Here is a 19,018-nt window from a genome sequence, read left to right on the forward strand (position 1 = left end):
CTGGGCTTTTTTTTTTTCCCTTCCCCCCCCCCCCCCCCCCCCCTCCTCCCCCCCCCCCCCCCCCCCCCCCCCCCCCCCCCCCCGCTCGGGTGATGCTCCGACGGACCGTCAGACCTCCACGACCACAGGCAGGATCATCGGCCTGCGGCGATACGTGTCCGAGACCCACTTGCCGAGAGTGCGCCGGACGAGTTGCTGGAGCTGGTGCGGCTCCACGACACCGTCCTGGGCGGAGCGCTCCAGCGCTTCCGTGATCTTCGGGATGACGTCGGCGAAGGCCGAGTCCTCGATGCCGGAGCCGCGCGCCTGGACGTGCGGGCCACCGGTGATCTTGCCGGTGGACGAGTCCACCACCACGAAGACCGAGATGATGCCCTCGTCGCCGAGGATCTTGCGGTCCTTCAGGGCGGGCTCGCCGACATCGCCGACGGAGAGGCCGTCGACGTAGACGTAACCCGCCTGGACCTTGCCGGAGATCTTGGCCTTGCCCTCGACCAGGTCGACCACGACGCCGTCCTCGGCGATGACGATCCGGTCGTGCGGGACGCCGGTGAGTGCTCCTAGCTCGGCGTTGGCGCGCAGGTGGCGCCACTCGCCGTGGACCGGCATGAGGTTCTTCGGGCGGCAGATGTTGTAGAAGTACAGCAGCTCGCCCGCGGAGGCGTGGCCGGAAACGTGCACCTTGGCGTTGCCCTTGTGGACGACATTGGCGCCCCAGCGGGTCAGGCCGTTGATGACGCGGTAGACCGCGTTCTCGTTTCCGGGGATGAGCGAGGACGCCAGGATGACCGTGTCGCCCTCGACGATCCGGATCTGGTGATCCCTGTTCGCCATCCTCGACAGTGCCGCCATCGGCTCGCCCTGGGAGCCCGTGCAGACCAGGACCACCTCGTGGTCGGGCAGGTCGTCCAGCGTCTTGACGTCGACCACCAGGCCCGGCGGGACCTTCAGATAGCCGAGGTCACGGGCGATGCCCATGTTGCGGACCATGGAGCGGCCGACGAAGGCGACCCGGCGGCCGTACTCGTGAGCGGCGTCCAGGATCTGCTGGATGCGGTGGACGTGGCTGGCGAAGCTCGCCACGATGATCCGCTTGCGGGCGCCGGCGAAGACCTGGCGCAGCACGTTGGAGATGTCGCGCTCGTGCGGAGTGAAGCCCGGGACCTCGGCGTTCGTGGAGTCGGTGAGCAGGAGGTCGATGCCCTCCTCGCTCAGCCGGGCGAAGGCGTGCAGGTCGGTGAGGCGGTTGTCCAGCGGGAGCTGGTCCATCTTGAAGTCGCCGGTGTGCACCGCCATGCCGGCGGGGGTGCGGATGGCGACGGCCAGCGCGTCCGGGATGGAGTGGTTGACGGCGATGAACTCGCAGTCGAAGGGGCCGATGCGTTCACGGTTCCCCTCGGCCACCTCAAGGGTGTACGGGCGGATCCGGTGTTCCTGGAGCTTGGCCTCGATCAGGGCGAGGGTCAGCTTGGAGCCGATCAGCGGGATGTCCGGCTTCTCGCGGAGCAGGAACGGGACACCGCCGATGTGGTCCTCGTGGCCGTGCGTCAGGACGATGCCCTCGATATCGTCGAGGCGGTCCCGGACGGACGAGAAGTCCGGCAGGATCAGGTCGATTCCGGGCTGCTCCTCCTCGGGGAAGAGCACTCCGCAGTCGACGATCAACAGGCGGCCGCCGTACTCGAAGACCGTCATGTTTCGGCCGATCTCGCCGAGACCGCCGAGCGGGGTGACCCGAAGACCGCCCTCGGGGAGGGGCGGGGGCGGCCCGAGTTCAGGATGCGGATGACTCAAAAGACTCTCCTCACCACACGCGCCACGTACCGGTCGGGCACGTGGCGCGTGAGACGTTCGTGCAGAAGCAGTTGTCGTTGTGGGGTGCGGGCACCGGTGGCCCGTCTTTTCTGTTGATCTTCAGTTGTGAAGCCTGGGTGGTGCCAAGTCTGTTGTCAGAGCTGTACCCCGCCTGCGGCAAGATCGATCTTGAGCTGGGCGATCTCCTCGGGCGAGCACTCCACCATGGGCGGGCGCAGCGGGCCCGCGGGCAGTCCCTGGAGGGCGAGCGCGGCCTTGGTGGTCATGACGCCCTGGGTGCGGAACATGCCGGTGTAGACCGGGAGCAGCTTCTGGTGGATCTCGGTGGCCTTGACGACGTCGCCGGAGACGTACGCGTCGACGAGGGCGCGCAGGTCGGGGGTGACGACGTGGCCGACGACCGAGACGAAGCCGACCGCGCCCACGGAGAGCAGGGGCAGGTTGAGCATGTCGTCGCCGGAGTACCAGGCGAGGCCGGACTCGGCGATGGCCCAGCTGGCGCGGCCGAGGTCGCCCTTGGCGTCCTTGTTGGCGACGATCCGGGGGTGCTCGGCGAGCCGGACGAGGGTCTCGGTGTTGATCGGGACGCCGCTGCGGCCGGGGATGTCGTAGAGCATGACCGGCAGGCCGGTGGCGTCGGCGACGGCCGTGAAGTGCCGGTACAGGCCCTCCTGCGGGGGCTTGTTGTAGTACGGCGTGACGACCAGCAGGCCGTGCGCGCCGTCGCGCTCGGCCTGGCGGGCCAGCTCGATGCTGTGGTGGGTGTCGTTGGTGCCGACGCCGGCGACGACGTGGGCGCGGTCTCCGACGGCCTCCAGGACGGCTCGTACGAGGTCCGATTTCTCCGCATCGCTGGTGGTGGGGGACTCGCCGGTGGTGCCGTTGATGATCAGGCCGTCGTTGCCTGCGTCCACCAGGTGGGCGGCGAGCCGCTGCGCGCCGTCGAGGTCGAGTGCGCCGTCCGCCGTGAAGGGCGTGACCATGGCGGTGAGGACCCGCCCGAAGGGGGTCTGCGGAGTCGAGGTCGGAGCCATGGGTAACACGCTACTCGGTGCTCCCTGTGCGGTCTGCCCTCGGGGGGTCGGGAAAGTCAGGACAAATGCGGAGCCCGGCACTGCCTGCTCGGGGGTTCAAGCAGTGCCGGGTCCGTTTGATCAGGCTAGATGAACTTCTCTAAATGCCGCAATACGGACACTTCGCGAGGCTGATCCGTACATCCGTTCCGCGCGGGCGAAGAGGGCTTCGCTACGGGGCCACCCGTCCGTTGGCGTTGAAGGCTGCGTAGGTCAGCGGCATGAGCTTCGCCCACTCCGCCTCCATCTTCTCGCCGACCATCTCGATCTCCCGCTGCGGGAAGGACGGCACCTTGGCCAGCTCGTGCTGGGTGCGCAGGCCGAGGAAGTGCATCAGGGAGCGGGCGTTGCAGGTGGCGTACATCGAGGAGTAGAGGCCGACGGGGAGGGCCGCGCGGGCGACCTCGCGGGCGACGCCCTCGGCGAGCATCTTCTGGTACGCCGCGTACGCCTGCTCGTACGACTCCCGCAGGGTGCCGGTGACCGCCTCGTGCTGGGCCGGGGTGCCCTCGGCGAAGACGTACTTGCCGGGGCGGCCCTCCTGCACGAGCTTGCGCTCGGCGCCGGGGACGTAGAAGACCGGCTGGAGCTCCCGGTAGCGGCCGGACTCCTCGTTGTACGACCAGCCGACCCGGTGCCGCATGAACTCGCGGAAGACGAAGATCGGGGCGCTGATGAAGAACGTCATCGAGTTGTGCTCGAACGGGCTGCCGTGCCGGTCGCGCATCAGGTAGTTGATCAGGCCCTTGGAGCGCTCGGGGTCCTTCTTCAGCTCGTCCAGGGACTGCTCGCCGGCGGTGGAGACCCGCGCGGCGAAGAGGACGTCGGCGTCCGAGGCACTGGACTTCACCAGCTCGACGGTGACGTCAGTGCGGAACGTGAGCGACTCGGGGGTGGTCACGGGGGTTGGGGTCCTTCCCATCACAGCTGTGGTTCGCGCCCACCTTACGGGGCACCCGCCCGGGCCACGGCAGTACCTCGACGGTACCTGGCCTCAAAAATCCCACCACGGATTTTTTCCGACATGGGCACCTTTTGTGTCACTCAAGCGTCTGTATCAGTGAGGCCTACACGTTCGACCCCGAAAGGAGACGTTCCCCCGATGTTCCGTCGGCGCGAGCCCGTACCCTTCGCCTTCCTGGCCGAGGCGGACAGGTTCCGCAGCAATGTCACTCCCCCGCCCCGTCCGCGCTCTTCCCTCGGGGAGATAGCCGGGCGCTGGCTGCTGGGACTCACCCTCGTCGCCGGGCTGGTGGGAGCCCTGATCCTCGGCATGCCGGCGATGTCCACCCCGTCCAGTACGCCGACACAGCAGTCCCAGGCCTCCCAGGGGCACTGACTCTTCCGGCCACCCAAGGGTGGTGAGCGGGCACAGCGGCGGATAGCCTCACCGGCACAGCCACGCATGCACCGAGTGAGGAACAGCCGTGCCCCTGTCCTTTCTGACGGCCGACCGCACCTTCGAGGCCGCTTCCGAGAGCGCGCTGCCGTACGACGACCGGGAGCGCTGGCGGCGCCCCTACCGTCCCGGTCCCTGGCGGGTGGCTGTGGCGGCGCTGGCGCTGCTGCTCGCCTCCTTCGTGCTGTTCGCCGCGGTGGCCATCGCCCTGACCGGCTCGGTGTCCTCGGCCGGGGCGGTCTTCGTCGGGGCAGTCCTCGTCATCGCGGGCTCGCTGCGGCTGCTGCGCATGGGCGTGTGGGTGAGCGGGCGGGGGCTGCGCCACGTCGGCTTCCTGGTGACGCGTACGGCGCCGTGGGCGCGGGTGCTCTCGGTGCGGACGGTGCAGCAGCCGGTGCGCTGGCTGGGGCTGCCGCGGACGGTGCAGGGGCAGGCGCTGACACTCGTACGCAGGGAGCGGGCGGCCGAGGACACGTCTGAGTTGCTGACGACGCACACGCTGGACTTCCTGGGCCGCCCGGCCGCGTTCGATCGCGCGGCGGACACGGTGGAGGCTTGGGCGGCGGAGTACGGCGGCAGGCGCCGCTGACCGAACTGCGGCCCTGTGCTGGTGCGGGCCCCGCCGCGCGCCGGGAGGTGCCGCCGTGCCGCCCCCAGCGGCATGACTGCCCGTAGCCAGGTGGGTACGGCCGCCGGCCGGCGTCAGGCCTCGACCGGCCTGCCGTCGTGCAGGGCGATGGCCCGCTGCATCGCCTTGCGGGCGCGTGGGGTGTCGCGGGCGTCGTGGTAGGCGACGGCGAGGCGGAACCAGCAGCGCCAGTCGTCGGGGGACGCCTCGGTCTCGGCCTTGCGCTTCGCGAAGACCTCATCGGCCGAGTCGCGGTCGATCCGGCCGCTGGGCAGGCGCTTCAGCTCGTCGACCGGCAGGCCGCCCTCGGCGTCGAGTTCGGCGGCGAGGGCGTTGGCCCTGCGGACGAACTGGGTGTTCTTCCACAGGAACCACAGGCCGATGACCGGCAGGATCAGCACCGCCACCCCGAAGGTGACGGTCAGGACCGTGCCGGACTGGATGAGCAGCACGCCGCGGCTGCCGACCAGGACGAAGTAGAAGACCAGGACGGCGGCCGTGACGAGGTAGGTGATCTTCGCGCGCATCGGGGAGTCTGTCTCAGCTCAGGTCCAGGAAGTGTTCCAGGCCGAAGGTCAGGCCCGGAGCGGTCACCACGCGGCGGGCGCCGAGCAGGATGCCCGGCATGAAGCTGCTGTGGTGCAGGGAGTCGTGGCGGATGGTCAGGGTCTCCCCCTCGCCGCCGAGCAGCACCTCCTGGTGGGCCAGCAGGCCGCGCAGGCGGACGGCGTGGACCGGGATCCCGTCGACGCTGGCGCCCCGCGCGCCGTCCAGGGCCGTCACCGTGGCGTCCGGCGCCGGGGCCGTACCGGCGGCCCTGCGGGCCTCGGCGATGAGCTGAGCCGTGCGCATGGCCGTACCGCTCGGCGCGTCCACCTTCTTCGGGTGGTGCAGCTCGACGACCTCGACCGACTCGAAGTACGGCGCGGCGATCTGCGCGAACTTCATCGTCAGCACGGCCCCGATGGAGAAGTTGGGCGCGATGAGCACACCGGTCTCCGGAGACTCGGCCAGCCAGCCCTTCAGCTGCGCGAGGCGCTCCTCGGTCCAGCCCGTCGTACCGACGACCGCGTGGATGCCGTGGTGCACGCAGAAGTCGAGGTTGTCCATGACCGAGTCGGGAGTGGTCAGCTCGACGGCCACCTGAGCGCCGGTCTCCACCAGCGTCTGGAGCTTGTCGCCCCGGCCGAGGGCGGCGACCAGCTCCATGTCCTCGGCGGCCTCGACCGCCTTGACCGCCTCGGACCCGATCCGGCCCCTGGCACCGAGGACCGCCACGCGCAGCTTGCTCATCTCTTGTGCTTCCTTGTCAGGAGTGGTTAGGCGACGGCGTCGTGCAGCCGCGCGGCCTGCTTGTCCTTCAGCGGGCCGATGACCGACAGCGACGGGCGCTGTCCCAGGATGTCGCGGGCGACCGAGCGGACCTCGTCCGGGGTGACCGCGGCTATCCGGTCCAGCATGTCGTCGACGGACATCTGCTCGCCCCAGCACAGCTCGCTCTTGCCGATGCGGTTCATCAGCGCTCCGGTGTCCTCCAGGCCGAGGACGGTGGAGCCCTGGAGCTGGCCGATGGCGCGGGCGATCTCGTCGTCGGTGAGGCCGTTGACGGCGACGTGGTCGAGTTCGTCGCGGCAGATCTTCAGCACGTCGTGCACCTGGCTCGGCCGGCAGCCGGCGTACACCCCGAACAGACCGCAGTCGGCGAAGCCGGAGGTGTACGAGTACACGCTGTAGGCGAGGCCGCGCTTCTCCCGGACCTCCTGGAAGAGGCGGGAGGACATGCCGCCGCCGAGGGCGGTGTTGAGCACGCCCATGGCCCAGCGGCGGTCGTCGGTGCGGGCGAGGCCCGGCATGCCGAGGACGACATGCGCCTGCTCGGTCTTGCGGCCGAGCAGCTCGACCTTGCCGGAGGTGCGGATCGTACGGCTGCCGTCGCGCGGGCCGATGGGCTGCGCTTCTAGGCCGGTGAACGCGCCCGCCTTCTCGAAGGCCGCGCGGACCTGTCGTACGACCTTGTTGTGGTCGATGTTGCCGGCGCAGGCGACCACCAGGTGGGTGGGGTCGTAGTGCTTCCGGTAGAAGCGGCGGATGCGGTCGGCGGTGAGGGCGTTGACCGTGTCGACCGTGCCGAGGACGGGGCGGCCGAGGGCGTTGTTGCCGAACATGGTGTGCGCGAACAGGTCGTGCACACAGTCGCCCGGGTCGTCCTCGGTCATGGCGATCTCTTCGAGGATCGCGCCGCGCTCGACGTCGACGTCCTCCTCCAGGATCAGCGAGCCGGTCAGCATGTCGCAGACGACGTCGATGGCCAGCGGCAGGTCGGTGTCGAGCACGCGCGCGTAGTAGCACGTGTACTCCTTGGCCGTGAACGCGTTCATCTCGCCGCCGACGGCGTCGATGGCGGAGGAGATGTCCAGCGCGCTGCGCTTCTGCGTGCCCTTGAAGAGCAGGTGCTCCAGGTAGTGCGTGGCGCCGTTGAGGGCCGGGGTCTCGTCGCGGGAGCCGACGTGCGCCCAGATGCCGAAGGTCGCGGAGCGGACCGAGGGCAGGGTCTCGGTGACGATGCGCAGGCCGCCCGGAAGGGTGGTCTTGCGGACCGTGCCGATGCCGCCTGTGCCCTTGATGAGGGTTTGGGTACGGGCGACGGCCCGCGCCTCCGAAGAGGGGCGGGCCGTCACCTTGGAGCTACGGGACGTCACTGCTCGGCGTCGTCCTTGTTCTCGTCGTTGCCTTCCTCGCCCTCGATCACCGGAACGAGGGAGAGCTTGCCGCGGGAGTCGATCTCGGCGATCTCGACCTGGACCTTCTGGCCCACGCCGAGGACGTCCTCGACGTTCTCCACGCGCTTGCCGCCGGCCAGCTTGCGGATCTGCGAGATGTGCAGCAGACCGTCCTTGCCGGGCAGCAGGGAGACGAACGCACCGAAGGTGGTCGTCTTGACGACCGTACCGAGGTAGCGCTCGCCGACCTCGGGCATCGTCGGGTTGGCGATGCCGTTGATCGTGGCGCGGGCGGCCTCGGCGGAGGGGCCGTCGGCGGCACCGATGTAGATCGTGCCGTCGTCCTCGATGGTGATCTCGGCGCCCGTGTCCTCCTGGATCTGGTTGATCATCTTGCCCTTGGGGCCGATGACCTCGCCGATCTTGTCGACCGGGATCTTGACGGTGATGATCCGCGGGGCGTGCGGGCTCATCTCGTCGGGCCGGTCGATGGCCTCCATCATCACGTCGAGGATGTGCAGGCGGGCGTCGCGGGCCTGCTTGAGGGCCGCGGCCAGGACGGAGGCGGGGATGCCGTCCAGCTTGGTGTCGAGCTGGAGGGCGGTCACGAACTCCTTGGTGCCGGCGACCTTGAAGTCCATGTCGCCGAAGGCGTCCTCGGCACCGAGGATGTCGGTGAGGGTGACGTAGTGCGTCTCGCCCTCGATCTCCTGGGAGATCAGACCCATGGCGATACCGGCGACCGGGGCCTTCAGCGGCACACCGGCGTTCAGCAGCGACATGGTGGAGGCGCAGACCGAACCCATGGACGTCGATCCGTTGGAGCCGAGGGCCTCGGACACCTGGCGGATCGCGTACGGGAACTCCTCGCGCGTCGGCAGCACCGGCACGAGCGCGCGCTCGGCGAGGGCGCCGTGGCCGATCTCGCGGCGCTTCGGGGAGCCGACGCGGCCGGTCTCACCGGTGGAGTACGGCGGGAAGTTGTAGTTGTGCATGTAGCGCTTGCGGGTCACCGGGGAGAGGGTGTCCAGCTGCTGCTCCATGCGGAGCATGTTGAGGGTGGTGACGCCCAGGATCTGGGTCTCGCCACGCTCGAACAGCGCGGAACCGTGCACCCGCGGAATCGCCTCGACCTCGGCGGCGAGCGTACGGATGTCCGTCACGCCGCGGCCGTCGATGCGCTTCTTCTCCTTGATCACGCGCTCGCGGACCAGCTGCTTGGTGAGCGAGCGGTACGCGGCGGAGATCTCCTTCTCGCGGCCCTCGAACTCCGGCAGGAGCTTCTCGGCGGCGAGACCCTTGACGCGGTCCAGCTCGGCCTCGCGCTCCTGCTTGCCGGCGATGGTGAGCGCCTGGGCGAGCTCGGGCTTGACCGCGGCGGTCAGGGCCTCCAGGACGTCGTCCTGGTAGTCCAGGAAGATCGGGAACTCGCCGACCGGCTTGGCGGCCTTGGCGGCGAGGTCGGACTGGGCGCGGCACAGGACCTTGATGAAGGGCTTGGCGGCCTCCAGACCGGCGGCGACGACCTCCTCGGTCGGCGCCTCGGAGCCACCCTCGACCAGCTTGATGGTCTTGTCGGTGGCCTCGGCCTCGACCATCATGATCGCGACGTCGCCGTCCTCCAGGACGCGGCCGGCGACCACCATGTCGAAGACGGCGTCCTCGAGCTCGGTGTGCGTCGGGAAGGCGACCCACTGACCGCGGATCAGCGCGACGCGGACGCCGCCGATCGGGCCGGAGAAGGGCAGACCGGCCAGCTGCGTGGACGCGGACGCGGCGTTGATCGCCACGACGTCGTACAGGTGGTCGGGGTTGAGCGCCATGACCGTGCAGACGACCTGGATCTCGTTGCGCAGGCCCTTCTTGAAGGACGGGCGCAGCGGGCGGTCGATGAGGCGGCAGGTGAGGATGGCGTCCTCGGAGGGGCGGCCCTCACGGCGGAAGAAGGAACCGGGGATCTTCCCGGCCGCGTACATCCGCTCCTCGACGTCGACCGTCAGCGGGAAGAAGTCGAGCTGGTCCTTGGGGTTCTTGGAGGCGGTGGTGGCCGACAGCACCATGGTGTCGTCGTCCAGGTACGCCACGGCGGAACCGGCGGCCTGCTTGGCCAGGCGGCCCGTCTCGAAGCGGATCGTACGGGTGCCGAAGGCGCCATTGTCGATGACGGCCTCGGCGTAGTGGGTCTCGTTCTCCACTAGCGTTTTCTCCGTTACATATCGTCTTTCGTCCCTTGGCTGCCCGTGTGGCAGGGGGACTGCGGTGGAGAAGCGCGCCGTGCGGTGCGGGCCGGTCTTCGATCGAAGCACCCGGGGCTCGCTTCCCCCCGGGGGCCACTACCGAGGACCGGCGGCGGCTAGGTGCGCTTCTCCTCGTTCTGTGTCGTACGTCGTTCTGTGTCGTACGTATTGCGTTGTGCTACCACACTACAAAGCGTGAGTGACACTCCGCACGTTTCCGCACGTGCGAGGAAGGTTTCCGCACGTACGACGAAGGGAGCGGCCCCCGGGTCCTTCCGGGAACCGCTCCCTTCACGGCGTCTTACTTGGCGCCGGCCGCACCACGGCGGATGCCGAGGCGGTCGACCAGCGTACGGAAGCGCTGGATGTCCTTCTTCGCCAGGTACTGGAGAAGGCGGCGGCGCTGACCGACGAGGATCAGCAGGCCACGACGGGAGTGGTGGTCGTGCTTGTGGGTCTTGAGGTGCTCCGTCAGGTCGGAGATCCGACGGGAGAGCAGAGCGACCTGGACCTCGGGGGAGCCGGTGTCACCCTCCTTGGTACCGAACTCGGCCATGATCTGCTTCTTCGTAGCGGCGTCGAGCGACACGCGTACTCCTCATAGTCTGTTGAATGCCACCGAGTGCCCCCGGTCTACATCTCGGGGGAGCTTCCGTTACTCGGGAGGCGGGGATCCGCTGGGCGCGGCCACCAGAGCCCTTTCAGTGGGCTCCGGAGGTGCGTACACAAACGGCCGTCACTCAGGGTACCAGTACGGTTCGGCCGTCCGTGTCACCCGTCGCGCCGGGCGTTCCAGATGAGGACGGCCACGACCACGAGGACCAGGACGATGACCGTGATCCACACGAAGCCGCCGCCACCGGATCCGTGGCTCCCGTAGTGGTGGTGGCCGCTGGAGTAGCTGCCGTGATAGCTGCTGTGGTGACCGCCGCCCCGGCCGCGCCCCAGGGCGAGGGGGCCGGTCGACGGGAGGGACCATGGGGCGGTGCCAGGCATGCTCATGCCCGGGAATTTACGTGCCCATGGCATGTCATGGGCACGCGCGTTGCGTGCCTGTGACGAAATCTCCGCGCCCCGGGCACAAGCGGCCGCCCGGTGAGATCGACCGTCCCTCCCCCAGGCGTTGACCAGCCGGTTTCACGGTACGCGTGCGTGGTCTCCCAGTAGGGTGACGGCGCAACGCTGTCCGTATGCCGAAGGGGGCCGCTTCACCATGGCCGAGACACAGGGCACGAGCGCCGGGACACCGGCGCCGGAATCGCAGGAAGACGTCAAGGCGCGCAAGGAGCGGGAACGGGACGAGCTGTACGCGCTCGACATCTCCGGCGTGGAGTGGCAGTGCGCGCCCGGCACGGAGGAGCACGAGGAGCGGGTCGAGATCGCGTACCTGCCCGGCGGGGCGGTGGCGATGCGCTCCTCCCTCGACCACGACACCGTGCTGCGCTACACCGAGGCGGAGTGGCGTGCGTTCGTGCTGGGGGCGCGGGACGGGGAGTTCGATCTGGAGCCGTCGGAGCGCAACGGGGGACTTTCGGCGCAGTGAGCGGAAGACGGAAAAGGGGCGGCACGCGCGCGTGCCGCCCCTTCCGCCTTGCGCCGTGTCAGTGCTTCACTCCCGCGGTGCCCACTCCGATCACCGACAGCACCGGGTTCTTCGGGTGCACGAGGTCGCCTGTCAGCACACGGCGGGCGAAGAAGGCGTGCCCCTGTTCGTACAGGATGTCCGACTGCTCCGGGTCGCTGAGTTCACCCTCATCGTCCGCCGGGAGACGAAACAGGAGGTACGCGGTCTCCTTGTCGGTCCGGGGGTTCCAGTCCACCACGGCCGCCGGCTGGACGTCGTCCTGAGAGGTGCGGAAGATGATCAGATCGTCACCGTTCCTGCGGACGGGGACGACCCGCTGGAAGAGCCGGCCCACGAACTTGGTGACGGCGGTGCCCTTCTTGACGTCGAAGGTCGTGATCTGGTTCTCCGGCTTCCTGGTGACGTCGTCAGTGTCCTTGCTCATGACGAAGACCCGATCGCGGCCGACCACCATGCCGGAGCACTTGTCGACGGCGTCGAAGAAGCCCTCGACGTTGCCGCCACACTTGGGGTCGTAGCCGTTGATCGAGATGGTGGCCAGCCGCTCACCGCTCTTCGGATCCAGAGTGATCAGATCCGTGACCCGGAAGTCCCCCGCCTCGACGGCGATCACGGGTGGATCGGCGGACGGCAGGTAGATGCTCCGCAGACCATTGCTGACCGAGTAGCGCCACACGGTCTCGCCGGGGTGCGCGGCTCCAGCTTCTCCACCCGGTAGGTGGGGTCGCCGGAGTCGCCGCACTTGACAAGGGCCAGCAGGGCCCCACCACCGGCATAGGCCGAGTCGTGGCACTGGGAGGTGCCGCGCGTGCCCCACAGCCGCTTGCCGCTGTCCATGTCATAAGCCGCCGACCCGTCGACCCAGGCGATGGCCACGACGCCCCGGGTCAGGGAGACGTTGGTGCTGGTGATGGAGGCGGCGTCGGCCGCCGGCAACTTCCGCTGCCAGAGCTTCTTGCCGGTGTCGAGGTCGACCATGAGCACCTCGTCACAGGCACCTGCCTGGGGAGAGTTGAAGTTCCCGGGCTCGACGACAACAGCTGTCCGGTCGTCGGCGGTGACGTCGCGGCTGACGGCGCAGACGTGACCGCCGAGTTGGAGGGTCCATGCCTTCGCGTCCGAGTCGGGGTTCGGCTCGATCCTGTAGCCCTCAATGCGGTCGGCGAGGGCCCGCGCGACGATCTTGGGGGTGGCCCAGGTGGCGGGCGCGATCCGCTGCTGGCTACCGGTGAGGCCACCTTCGTTGTGTTGTACGACGACCTGGCCCTCCGGTGAGACCGGAGTCTTCTCCAAGGTGCTGCGTATCGCGTCAGGTGCCTGCTTGACCGCCGTGGTGTCGGTCCGCTCCTTCGTGCGGCCGCCCGCGTGGTAGCCAGAGCAGGCCCGTGCCGAGGCACACGACGGCGGCCAGTACCGCGGCGACCACGCCGAGGACACGCCTCCGCCGTCCGACCAGCGACCGGTCCGCCGGCGGTGCGGACTCGGTGGACATCGACGGAGGCGGGCCGAAGCTCACGCTGCCAGGTCCTTTCGGTGATGTCGCCGCAGATCGTCGCTGGTGACCACGGCTGTGCCGCACATGACCGTGGTGATGGTGATCGCGTTCTTGTGGGGTCTGGGCTTCGAGCGCCTCGCAGCGGCACGCACGGGCCCGCTTCCGAGCGCCGCGGTTGCTGAGTCTCCCCGGCGGCCCGAGCAGATCATTTGCTGGTCATCGCCCGTGCGGTCGCGTACACGTTGAAGACGGCCAGGGTCAGCGGGATCAGCGTGAGCAGGACGAAACCCTCGCAGATTTCCAGGAAGCGGCCCCAGAACGGGGTCAGACCGCCCCGCGGCAGGATCAGGCCCATCGCCGTCACCACCGCCGTGGCCGCGGCGATGGCGGCGATCAGCCAGATGGTGCGGATGTCCAGGGCGGTACGGTCGCCGGTCAGCGCCTCGAGCATCACATGGCCCGGCGGGTTGAGGGCGAGGCCGAGGCCGAGCAGGACCACGGAGGCGAGGCCGGCGGCGAGGACGGGGGCGACCTGGGCGGTGTAGCGGAAGAGGCCGGCGCGCATCAGCATCGCGACGCCGGTGGCGAATGCGAGGACCTGAGCCCAGATGCCGTCGGAGAAGCCCAGTACCGCCGAGGCGCCGACGGCGAGCACGGCGCAGCCGCCGACGAGGCCGACGAGGAGTTCGTGACCGCGCCGGGCCTGGGCCTCGACGCGCTCGGTGTCCACCGGCTCCGGCACGGTGGACTCGGTGCCGTAGGCGGACCGGCTGGGGCCGCCGCTGCTCGGGGTCTCGAAACCGATCGGCAGCCGGGCGAAACGCATGGACATGCCCGGCAGGAAAGCGAGCGCGCCCACGGCAACGGGTGCGCACAGGGCGGCCATCTCTGTCGCGGACCAGTGCGTGAGGGTCGCGACGAAGACGACGACCAGGGTGACCGCCGAGGCGAACACGAAGGCCACGAACGGGCTGTCGCCATGCGGGGAGCACAGGGCGAGAACCAGTGCCGCGACGAGAACGGCGGCACACGCGAGCAGGAACTGCAGTCTGCCGATGCCCTCGCCGTGGGTGAGCGGCAGCAGTCCGCTGCCGGCTACGCCGACGTTGGGCAGCGCCCCCAGGCCGAGGGCCACGGCCGAACCGCGGTCGTCGTAGACCCGGGCGCGGATCGCGGAGAGGACGACCAGCAGGACACCGGCGACGGCCGCGAGGATGCCGGCCAGGCCATGCATGTCGTGGCGCGGGTCGGCGGTCCAGGCGACGAACGCGAGCAGCGTCGGCAGCACTCCGCCGCCAACAAGGCCCGCGGCCCGGGTCAGGTCGGCGCTCCACAACTTGTGCTGCTTGGTGACGGCAGAGGCGACGGCCTCGGCGACGTCGTCGAAGACGGCCGGCGGCAGGGACTCGGCGAACGGCCGCAGGGTGAGGAGTTCGCCCTCAAGAATGCGCTGGGTGGCGAAGGAGCGGGCGCTGTCCAGCACGGTGCCGTCTGTGCGGACGAGGTGGTAGCCGACCGGAACGCCCGCCTCGGGGCTCTGCTGGGACAGCCGGAGGATCTCCGGATAGAGGTCGGCGACCGGGACGTCGTCGGGCAGTGCCACGTCGATACGGCTGTCGGGCGCGACGATGGTGACCCGGCAGAAGCCGAGTCCAGTGCCGGACCCGGCGGGGGCTCCCGTCCCGGGTCCGCCGGTGGCGGCGGCCGTCATGCTCACCTGCTGCTCCCCCTCAGTGGTGGTGGTGCGTCTACTTCGTGAAGGTCTCGTGCCGGTTCGCCCCGCGCGCGGCGGCACGGGTGCCGTACGGCAGAGTTCCCGGGCCTTCCCCCCTCGGCATCGAGGGAGTTGTCCCGGTATGTCCAGCCTGCTCAGCGTGTGCTCACGCGAACATCCGGCACCCTACCGCTCACCCGTGTGCCGTGAACTCAGTAGGATCACGCGGCGGCCTGCGCTCGCCGGACACGGGGCGGCGGGTGGAAAGCCTGGGTCGGGCAAGGGAATTGGTGAGCAGTGAGCCAGATTGTCGTCAAGCGCCCCGCTAGGGCGCTGCCGTCCGAAGTGCCCACGGAAGAGGTCGTTGTCCAGCCACCGCCCGAACTGCCGCGGGGGCATCAGGAGAGCGTCCTGATGCAGCTCCTGCCCACGCTGGGCATGGGCGGCTCGGTGGTGTTCTTCTTCACGAACGGTCAGCCGTTCATGAAGATCATGGGCATGATCATGATTGCCTCGACGGTGGCGATGTCCATCGCGATGGTGGTCCGCTTCCGCCGCGGCTCCCAGGGCCAACTGGCCGACATGCGCCGCGACTACCTCAGCTATCTGTCGCAGACCCGCAGGTCCGCCGTGAAGACGGCGAAGGCCCAGCGGGACGCCCAGTACTACCTGCACCCCTCCCCCGAGCAGCTGTGGGCGCTCGTCGCCGAGGGCAGCCGGGTGTGGGAGCGGCGGCCGGGCGACGAGGACTTCGCGCATGTGCGCATCGGACTGGGCCCGCAGCCGCTGGCGACCCCGCTCATCGCTCCCGAGACGGGACCGGTCGAGCAGTTGGAGCCGCTCACCGCGGGCGCGATGCAGCGCTTCCTCGCCACGCACAACACCGTCGGCGACCTGCCGATGGCGGTGTCCCTGCGCGCCTTCTATCACCTCACGGTCAGCGGTGAGCCGCAGTCCGTACGGGCCTGTGGCCGCGCCCTGGTCGGCTCACTGGCCTCCCTGCACTCCCCGGAGGACCTGGTCATCGCGGTGGCCGCGGGCCGTGAGGCGCTGCCGCACTGGGACTGGGCCAAGTGGCTGCCGCACGTCCAGGCCTCCGGTGAGGTGGACGGGGCGGGCACCCGCCGGCTGATCGGCACCGACCCGCGCGAGCTGGAAGATCTGCTGTCGCTCCGGTTGACCGGCCGCCCCCGCTTCCACCCCGCCGCGTCCCCGCTGCTGGACGCGCCGCACATCGTGCTCGTCCTGGACGACATCTCCCTGCTGCCGGACTCGGTGCTCGCCAACCCCGAGGGCCTGCAGGGCGTCACGGTCGTCGAGGTCGTACCCGGCGAACTCACCACGGCGGGTGGCGACCTGTCCGTCGTCGTGCAACCGGGCCTGCTGCGCCTGGAGTCCGGGCACGGCGAGGTCTATGAGGGCGCCCCGGACGCGCTTTCCTACGAGTCCGCCGAGGCGCTGGCCCGGCAACTGGCCCCGCTGCGCATGGTGTCCGGTGGCGACGACGACGAACCGCTGCTCGCAAACCTGGAGTTCACCGACCTCCTCGGCCTCGGCGACGCGGCGTCGGTCGACACCAAACGGACCTGGCGCCCGCGCGCGCTGGCGGAACGTCTGCGCGTACCGATCGGTGTCGGCGAGGACGGCCGGCCCGTGATGCTGGACCTGAAGGAGGCCGCGCAGGAGGGCATGGGCCCGCACGGCCTGTGCGTCGGTGCGACCGGTTCCGGCAAGTCGGAGCTGCTGCGCACCCTGGTCCTCGGCCTCGCCGTCACCCACTCCTCCGAGACCCTGAACTTCGTCCTCGCGGACTTCAAGGGTGGCGCGACCTTCGCCGGCATGGCGCAGATGCCCCACGTGGCGGCGGTCATCACCAACCTGGCCGACGACCTCACCCTGGTCGACCGCATGGGCGACTCGATCCGCGGTGAGCTCAACCGCCGCCAGGAGCTGCTGCGCGACGCGGGAAACTACGCCAACATCCACGACTACGAGAAGGCCCGCGCGGCCGGTGCCCCGCTCCAGCCGATTCCGTCGCTGGTCCTGGTGATCGACGAGTTCAGTGAGCTGCTGACGGCGAAGCCGGACTTCATCGAGATGTTCGTGCAGATCGGCCGTATCGGCCGTTCGCTGGGCGTGCATCTGCTGCTGGCCTCGCAGCGCCTGGAGGAGGGCCGCCTGCGCGGCCTCGAGACGTACCTGTCGTACCGCATCGGCCTCCGGACCTTCTCGGCGGCGGAATCCCGTGCCGCCCTCGGCGTCCCCGACGCCTACGAACTCCCCAATGTCCCCGGTTCCGGCTTCCTGAAGTTCGGCACGGACGAAATGGTGCGCTTCAAGGCGGCGTACGTCTCGGGCGTGTACCGTTCCGGCCCGCAACGCGCCGCGCTGGGCGGCGGCCCCCTGCCGGTGGACCGGCGCCCGGTGCTGTTCACCGCCACCGAGGTGCCGGTGCAGTACACGGCCATCCCTCAGCAGCGCGTCGAGTCGGCTGCCAAGGTCGACGAGGCGCTGGCCGACACGGTCCTCGACGTGATCGTGCGCCGGCTGGAGGCCCAGGGCCCGGCCGCGCACCAGGTGTGGCTGCCGCCGCTGGAGAGCCCGCCCTCGCTGGACGCGCTGCTGCCCGGCCTCGCGGCAGTACAGGGCCGCGGTCTGACCCAGCCGAACTACGAGGGTGCCGGCCGCCTGGTCGTCCCGGTCGGCCTGGTCGACAAGCCGTACGAGCAGCGCCGCGACCGCCTCATGCTCGACTTCTCGGGCGCCGCGGGCCACATGCAGATCATCGGCGGCCCCCAGTCCGGCAAGTCGACTCTCCTGCGCTCTCTGATCTGCTCCTTCGCGCTCACACACACGCCGTACGAGGTGCAGTTCTATGGCCTGGACTTCGGTGGCGGCGGTATGGCCGCGGTCGACGGCCTGCCCCACGTGGGTGGCGTCGCCTCCCGCCTCGACCCGGAGCGCGTCCGACGCACCGTCTCCGAGGTGTACGGCGTCCTGACCCGCCGCGAGGAGTACTTCCGCTCCGCCGGCATCGCCTCGATCGCCGACTACCGCAACCGCCGCGCCCGCGGCGAGATCTCCGTGACGGACCAGCCCTGGGGCGACGTCTTCCTGATCATCGACGGCTGGGGCAACTTCCGCACCGACTACGAGGCCCTCGAACCGGTGGTCCTGGACCTCGCCGCACGCGGCCTCGGCTACGGCATCCACGTGGTCATCACGGCATCGCGTTCGATGGAGGTCCGGGCGAACCTCAAGGACCACCTGATGAACCGCCTGGAGCTGCGCCTGGGTGACGTCATGGACTCGGAGATCGACCGCAAGGTGGCGGTGAACGTCCCCACCGGGGTTCCCGGTCGCGGTCTGTCCCCCCAGAAGCTGCACTTCATGGCGGCGGTGCCGCGCATCGACGGCCTGACCTCCGACACCGACCTCGCCGAGGCCACGGCGGCGCTGTCCACCGAGGTCGGCCGCCACTGGCAGGCCCCGGGCGCACCCAGAGTACGGCTGCTGCCGCGCCAGCTGGAGGCGGCCCAGCTGCCGCCGGGCGACCGCTTCCCGAAGCAGGGTGTCGCCTTCGCGCTGGACGAGGACAACCTCGAGCCGGTGTTCGTGGACTTCGAACAGGACCCGTTCTTCCTCATCTTCGGCGAGAGCGAGTCCGGCAAGTCCAACCTGCTGCGTCTGCTGCTGCGGCAGCTGTCCCTGCGGTACGGCGGCGACGAGGCGAAGTTCTTCGTCGTCGACAACCGTCGCTCCCTGCTGGACATCACCCCCGCCTCCCACCTTGCGGAGTACATCCCGATGTCCAGCCAGATGGACCACCACATGACGGCCCTCGCCGACCTGATGCAGCGCCGCACGCCCACGGCCGACGTCACTCCGCAGCAGTTGCGGGACCGGAGCTGGTGGCGGGGCCCGCAGGTGTTCGTGGTCATCGACGACTACGACCTCGTCTCCACGTCCAGCGGCAACCCGCTGAGCGGCCTGACGGAGATGCTCCCCTTCGCCCGCGACGTCGGCGTCCGCTTCATCATCGCTCGCTCCTCCGCGGGCGCGAGCCGTGCCTCGTACGAGCCATTCATGCAGCGCATGAAGGAACTCGGCGCCCAGGGAATCGTCCTGGCCGGCGACCCGGCGGAGGGTGACATCCTCGGCGGCGTTCGCCCCCGGCCGATGCCCGCGGGTCGGGGTGTCTTCGTGTCGCGGAAGCGGGGGAAGCCGTTGGTTCAGACGGGGTTGGTGGACGTGGAGTACTGAGGTATACGGCGCTGCCGGCCTCTGCCTGGTGGCAGGTGGAGGCCGGCGCAGATATCAGCGGATGTTCACAAAGGGCCTTTCTTCATCTT

At 69.6% G+C, this 19,018-nt stretch carries 16 protein-coding genes; 4 read left to right on the forward strand and 12 right to left on the reverse strand.

Annotation, left to right across the window (positions count from 1 at the left end):
- Nucleotides 1-108: 108 nt before the first annotated feature.
- The 3 genes from ACZ5NH_RS21695 to thyX form a co-directional block, all read right to left on the reverse strand.
- Entirely contained in the window at nucleotides 109-1,794 is a 1,686-nt protein-coding gene (locus ACZ5NH_RS21695; RefSeq protein ID WP_468777418.1) for a ribonuclease J, read from the reverse strand.
- Between the two features lie 155 nt (nucleotides 1,795-1,949).
- Nucleotides 1,950-2,849, reverse strand: a complete 900-nt coding sequence (dapA, locus tag ACZ5NH_RS21700) for a 4-hydroxy-tetrahydrodipicolinate synthase (protein ID WP_388627752.1) — start codon at nucleotides 2,847-2,849, stop codon at nucleotides 1,950-1,952.
- Between the two features lie 211 nt (nucleotides 2,850-3,060).
- On the reverse strand, nucleotides 3,061-3,810 hold the full coding sequence (gene thyX / locus ACZ5NH_RS21705) for an FAD-dependent thymidylate synthase (protein ID WP_468777420.1): 750 nt from the start codon (nucleotides 3,808-3,810) through the stop codon (nucleotides 3,061-3,063).
- Nucleotides 3,811-3,990: 180 nt separating this feature from the next.
- Here thyX and ACZ5NH_RS21710 point away from each other — a divergent pair, with 180 nt between their 5' ends.
- Together ACZ5NH_RS21710 and ACZ5NH_RS21715 are read left to right on the forward strand one after the other, a co-directional pair.
- The gene (locus ACZ5NH_RS21710; protein ID WP_388627755.1) at nucleotides 3,991-4,227 is read left to right on the forward strand and encodes a hypothetical protein; all 237 of its coding nucleotides are present in this window, start codon (nucleotides 3,991-3,993) and stop codon (nucleotides 4,225-4,227) included.
- An 88-nt stretch (nucleotides 4,228-4,315) separates the two neighbouring features.
- Nucleotides 4,316-4,876: a hypothetical protein gene (locus ACZ5NH_RS21715; RefSeq protein WP_468777422.1), complete on the forward strand. Its 561-nt coding sequence runs from the start codon at nucleotides 4,316-4,318 to the stop codon at nucleotides 4,874-4,876.
- A gap of 113 nt (nucleotides 4,877-4,989) precedes the next feature.
- On the opposite strand, the gene ACZ5NH_RS21720 is transcribed toward ACZ5NH_RS21715, so the two are convergent.
- From ACZ5NH_RS21720 to ACZ5NH_RS21745, 6 genes are all read right to left on the reverse strand, one after another.
- Nucleotides 4,990-5,442, reverse strand: a complete 453-nt coding sequence (locus ACZ5NH_RS21720) for a tetratricopeptide repeat protein (protein ID WP_388627758.1) — start codon at nucleotides 5,440-5,442, stop codon at nucleotides 4,990-4,992.
- Between the two features lie 13 nt (nucleotides 5,443-5,455).
- Entirely contained in the window at nucleotides 5,456-6,208 is a 753-nt protein-coding gene (gene dapB, locus ACZ5NH_RS21725; RefSeq protein ID WP_468777424.1) for a 4-hydroxy-tetrahydrodipicolinate reductase, read from the reverse strand.
- Between the two features lie 26 nt (nucleotides 6,209-6,234).
- Nucleotides 6,235-7,614 (reverse strand): M16 family metallopeptidase, encoded by a 1,380-nt coding sequence (locus ACZ5NH_RS21730; RefSeq protein ID WP_468777426.1) that lies wholly within the window; start codon nucleotides 7,612-7,614, stop codon nucleotides 6,235-6,237.
- Nucleotides 7,611-9,830 carry a polyribonucleotide nucleotidyltransferase gene (locus ACZ5NH_RS21735; protein WP_468777428.1) on the reverse strand — a complete coding sequence of 740 codons (2,220 nt, stop codon included), beginning with the start codon at nucleotides 9,828-9,830 and terminating at the stop codon, nucleotides 7,611-7,613. The genes ACZ5NH_RS21730 and ACZ5NH_RS21735 overlap by 4 nt, the downstream gene beginning before the upstream one ends.
- A 343-nt stretch (nucleotides 9,831-10,173) precedes the next feature.
- Nucleotides 10,174-10,461 carry a 30S ribosomal protein S15 gene (gene rpsO, locus ACZ5NH_RS21740; RefSeq protein WP_031118350.1) on the reverse strand — a complete coding sequence of 96 codons (288 nt, stop codon included), beginning with the start codon at nucleotides 10,459-10,461 and terminating at the stop codon, nucleotides 10,174-10,176.
- 182 nt (nucleotides 10,462-10,643) lie between these two features.
- Nucleotides 10,644-10,874: a hypothetical protein gene (locus ACZ5NH_RS21745; RefSeq protein WP_468777430.1), complete on the reverse strand. Its 231-nt coding sequence runs from the start codon at nucleotides 10,872-10,874 to the stop codon at nucleotides 10,644-10,646.
- Nucleotides 10,875-11,085: 211 nt separating this feature from the next.
- Here ACZ5NH_RS21745 and ACZ5NH_RS21750 point away from each other — a divergent pair, with 211 nt between their 5' ends.
- The gene (locus ACZ5NH_RS21750) at nucleotides 11,086-11,415 is read left to right on the forward strand and encodes a DUF397 domain-containing protein (protein ID WP_451009711.1); all 330 of its coding nucleotides are present in this window, start codon (nucleotides 11,086-11,088) and stop codon (nucleotides 11,413-11,415) included.
- A gap of 58 nt (nucleotides 11,416-11,473) precedes the next feature.
- Here ACZ5NH_RS21750 and ACZ5NH_RS21755 read toward each other — a convergent pair whose 3' ends face one another.
- The 3 genes from ACZ5NH_RS21755 to eccD form a co-directional block, all read right to left on the reverse strand.
- Nucleotides 11,474-12,070 (reverse strand): hypothetical protein, encoded by a 597-nt coding sequence (locus ACZ5NH_RS21755; RefSeq protein ID WP_468777432.1) that lies wholly within the window; start codon nucleotides 12,068-12,070, stop codon nucleotides 11,474-11,476.
- Nucleotides 12,067-12,750: a PQQ-binding-like beta-propeller repeat protein gene (locus ACZ5NH_RS21760; protein WP_468777434.1), complete on the reverse strand. Its 684-nt coding sequence runs from the start codon at nucleotides 12,748-12,750 to the stop codon at nucleotides 12,067-12,069. The genes ACZ5NH_RS21755 and ACZ5NH_RS21760 overlap by 4 nt, the downstream gene beginning before the upstream one ends.
- A gap of 407 nt (nucleotides 12,751-13,157) precedes the next feature.
- Nucleotides 13,158-14,663, reverse strand: a complete 1,506-nt coding sequence (gene eccD, locus ACZ5NH_RS21765; protein ID WP_468777749.1) for a type VII secretion integral membrane protein EccD — start codon at nucleotides 14,661-14,663, stop codon at nucleotides 13,158-13,160.
- Nucleotides 14,664-14,963: 300 nt separating this feature from the next.
- Here eccD and eccCa point away from each other — a divergent pair, with 300 nt between their 5' ends.
- Nucleotides 14,964-18,929: a type VII secretion protein EccCa gene (gene eccCa / locus ACZ5NH_RS21770; RefSeq protein WP_468777436.1), complete on the forward strand. Its 3,966-nt coding sequence runs from the start codon at nucleotides 14,964-14,966 to the stop codon at nucleotides 18,927-18,929.
- The last annotated feature ends 89 nt before the right edge of the window (nucleotides 18,930-19,018 follow it).

Source organism: Streptomyces sp. NPDC031426 (assembly GCF_055581585.1).

Coding starts and splice junctions, on each gene's coding strand:
- dapA (WP_388627752.1), bottom strand. CDS start 2,849: ATGGCTCCGACCTCGACTCCGCAGACCCCCTTCGGGCGGGTCCTCACC.
- ACZ5NH_RS21750 (WP_451009711.1), top strand. CDS start 11,086: ATGGCCGAGACACAGGGCACGAGCGCCGGGACACCGGCGCCGGAATCG.
- ACZ5NH_RS21745 (WP_468777430.1), bottom strand. CDS start 10,874: ATGAGCATGCCTGGCACCGCCCCATGGTCCCTCCCGTCGACCGGCCCC.
- ACZ5NH_RS21710 (WP_388627755.1), top strand. CDS start 3,991: ATGTTCCGTCGGCGCGAGCCCGTACCCTTCGCCTTCCTGGCCGAGGCG.
- ACZ5NH_RS21720 (WP_388627758.1), bottom strand. CDS start 5,442: ATGCGCGCGAAGATCACCTACCTCGTCACGGCCGCCGTCCTGGTCTTC.
- thyX (WP_468777420.1), bottom strand. CDS start 3,810: ATGGGAAGGACCCCAACCCCCGTGACCACCCCCGAGTCGCTCACGTTC.
- dapB (WP_468777424.1), bottom strand. CDS start 6,208: ATGAGCAAGCTGCGCGTGGCGGTCCTCGGTGCCAGGGGCCGGATCGGG.
- eccD (WP_468777749.1), bottom strand. CDS start 14,663: ATGACGGCCGCCGCCACCGGCGGACCCGGGACGGGAGCCCCCGCCGGG.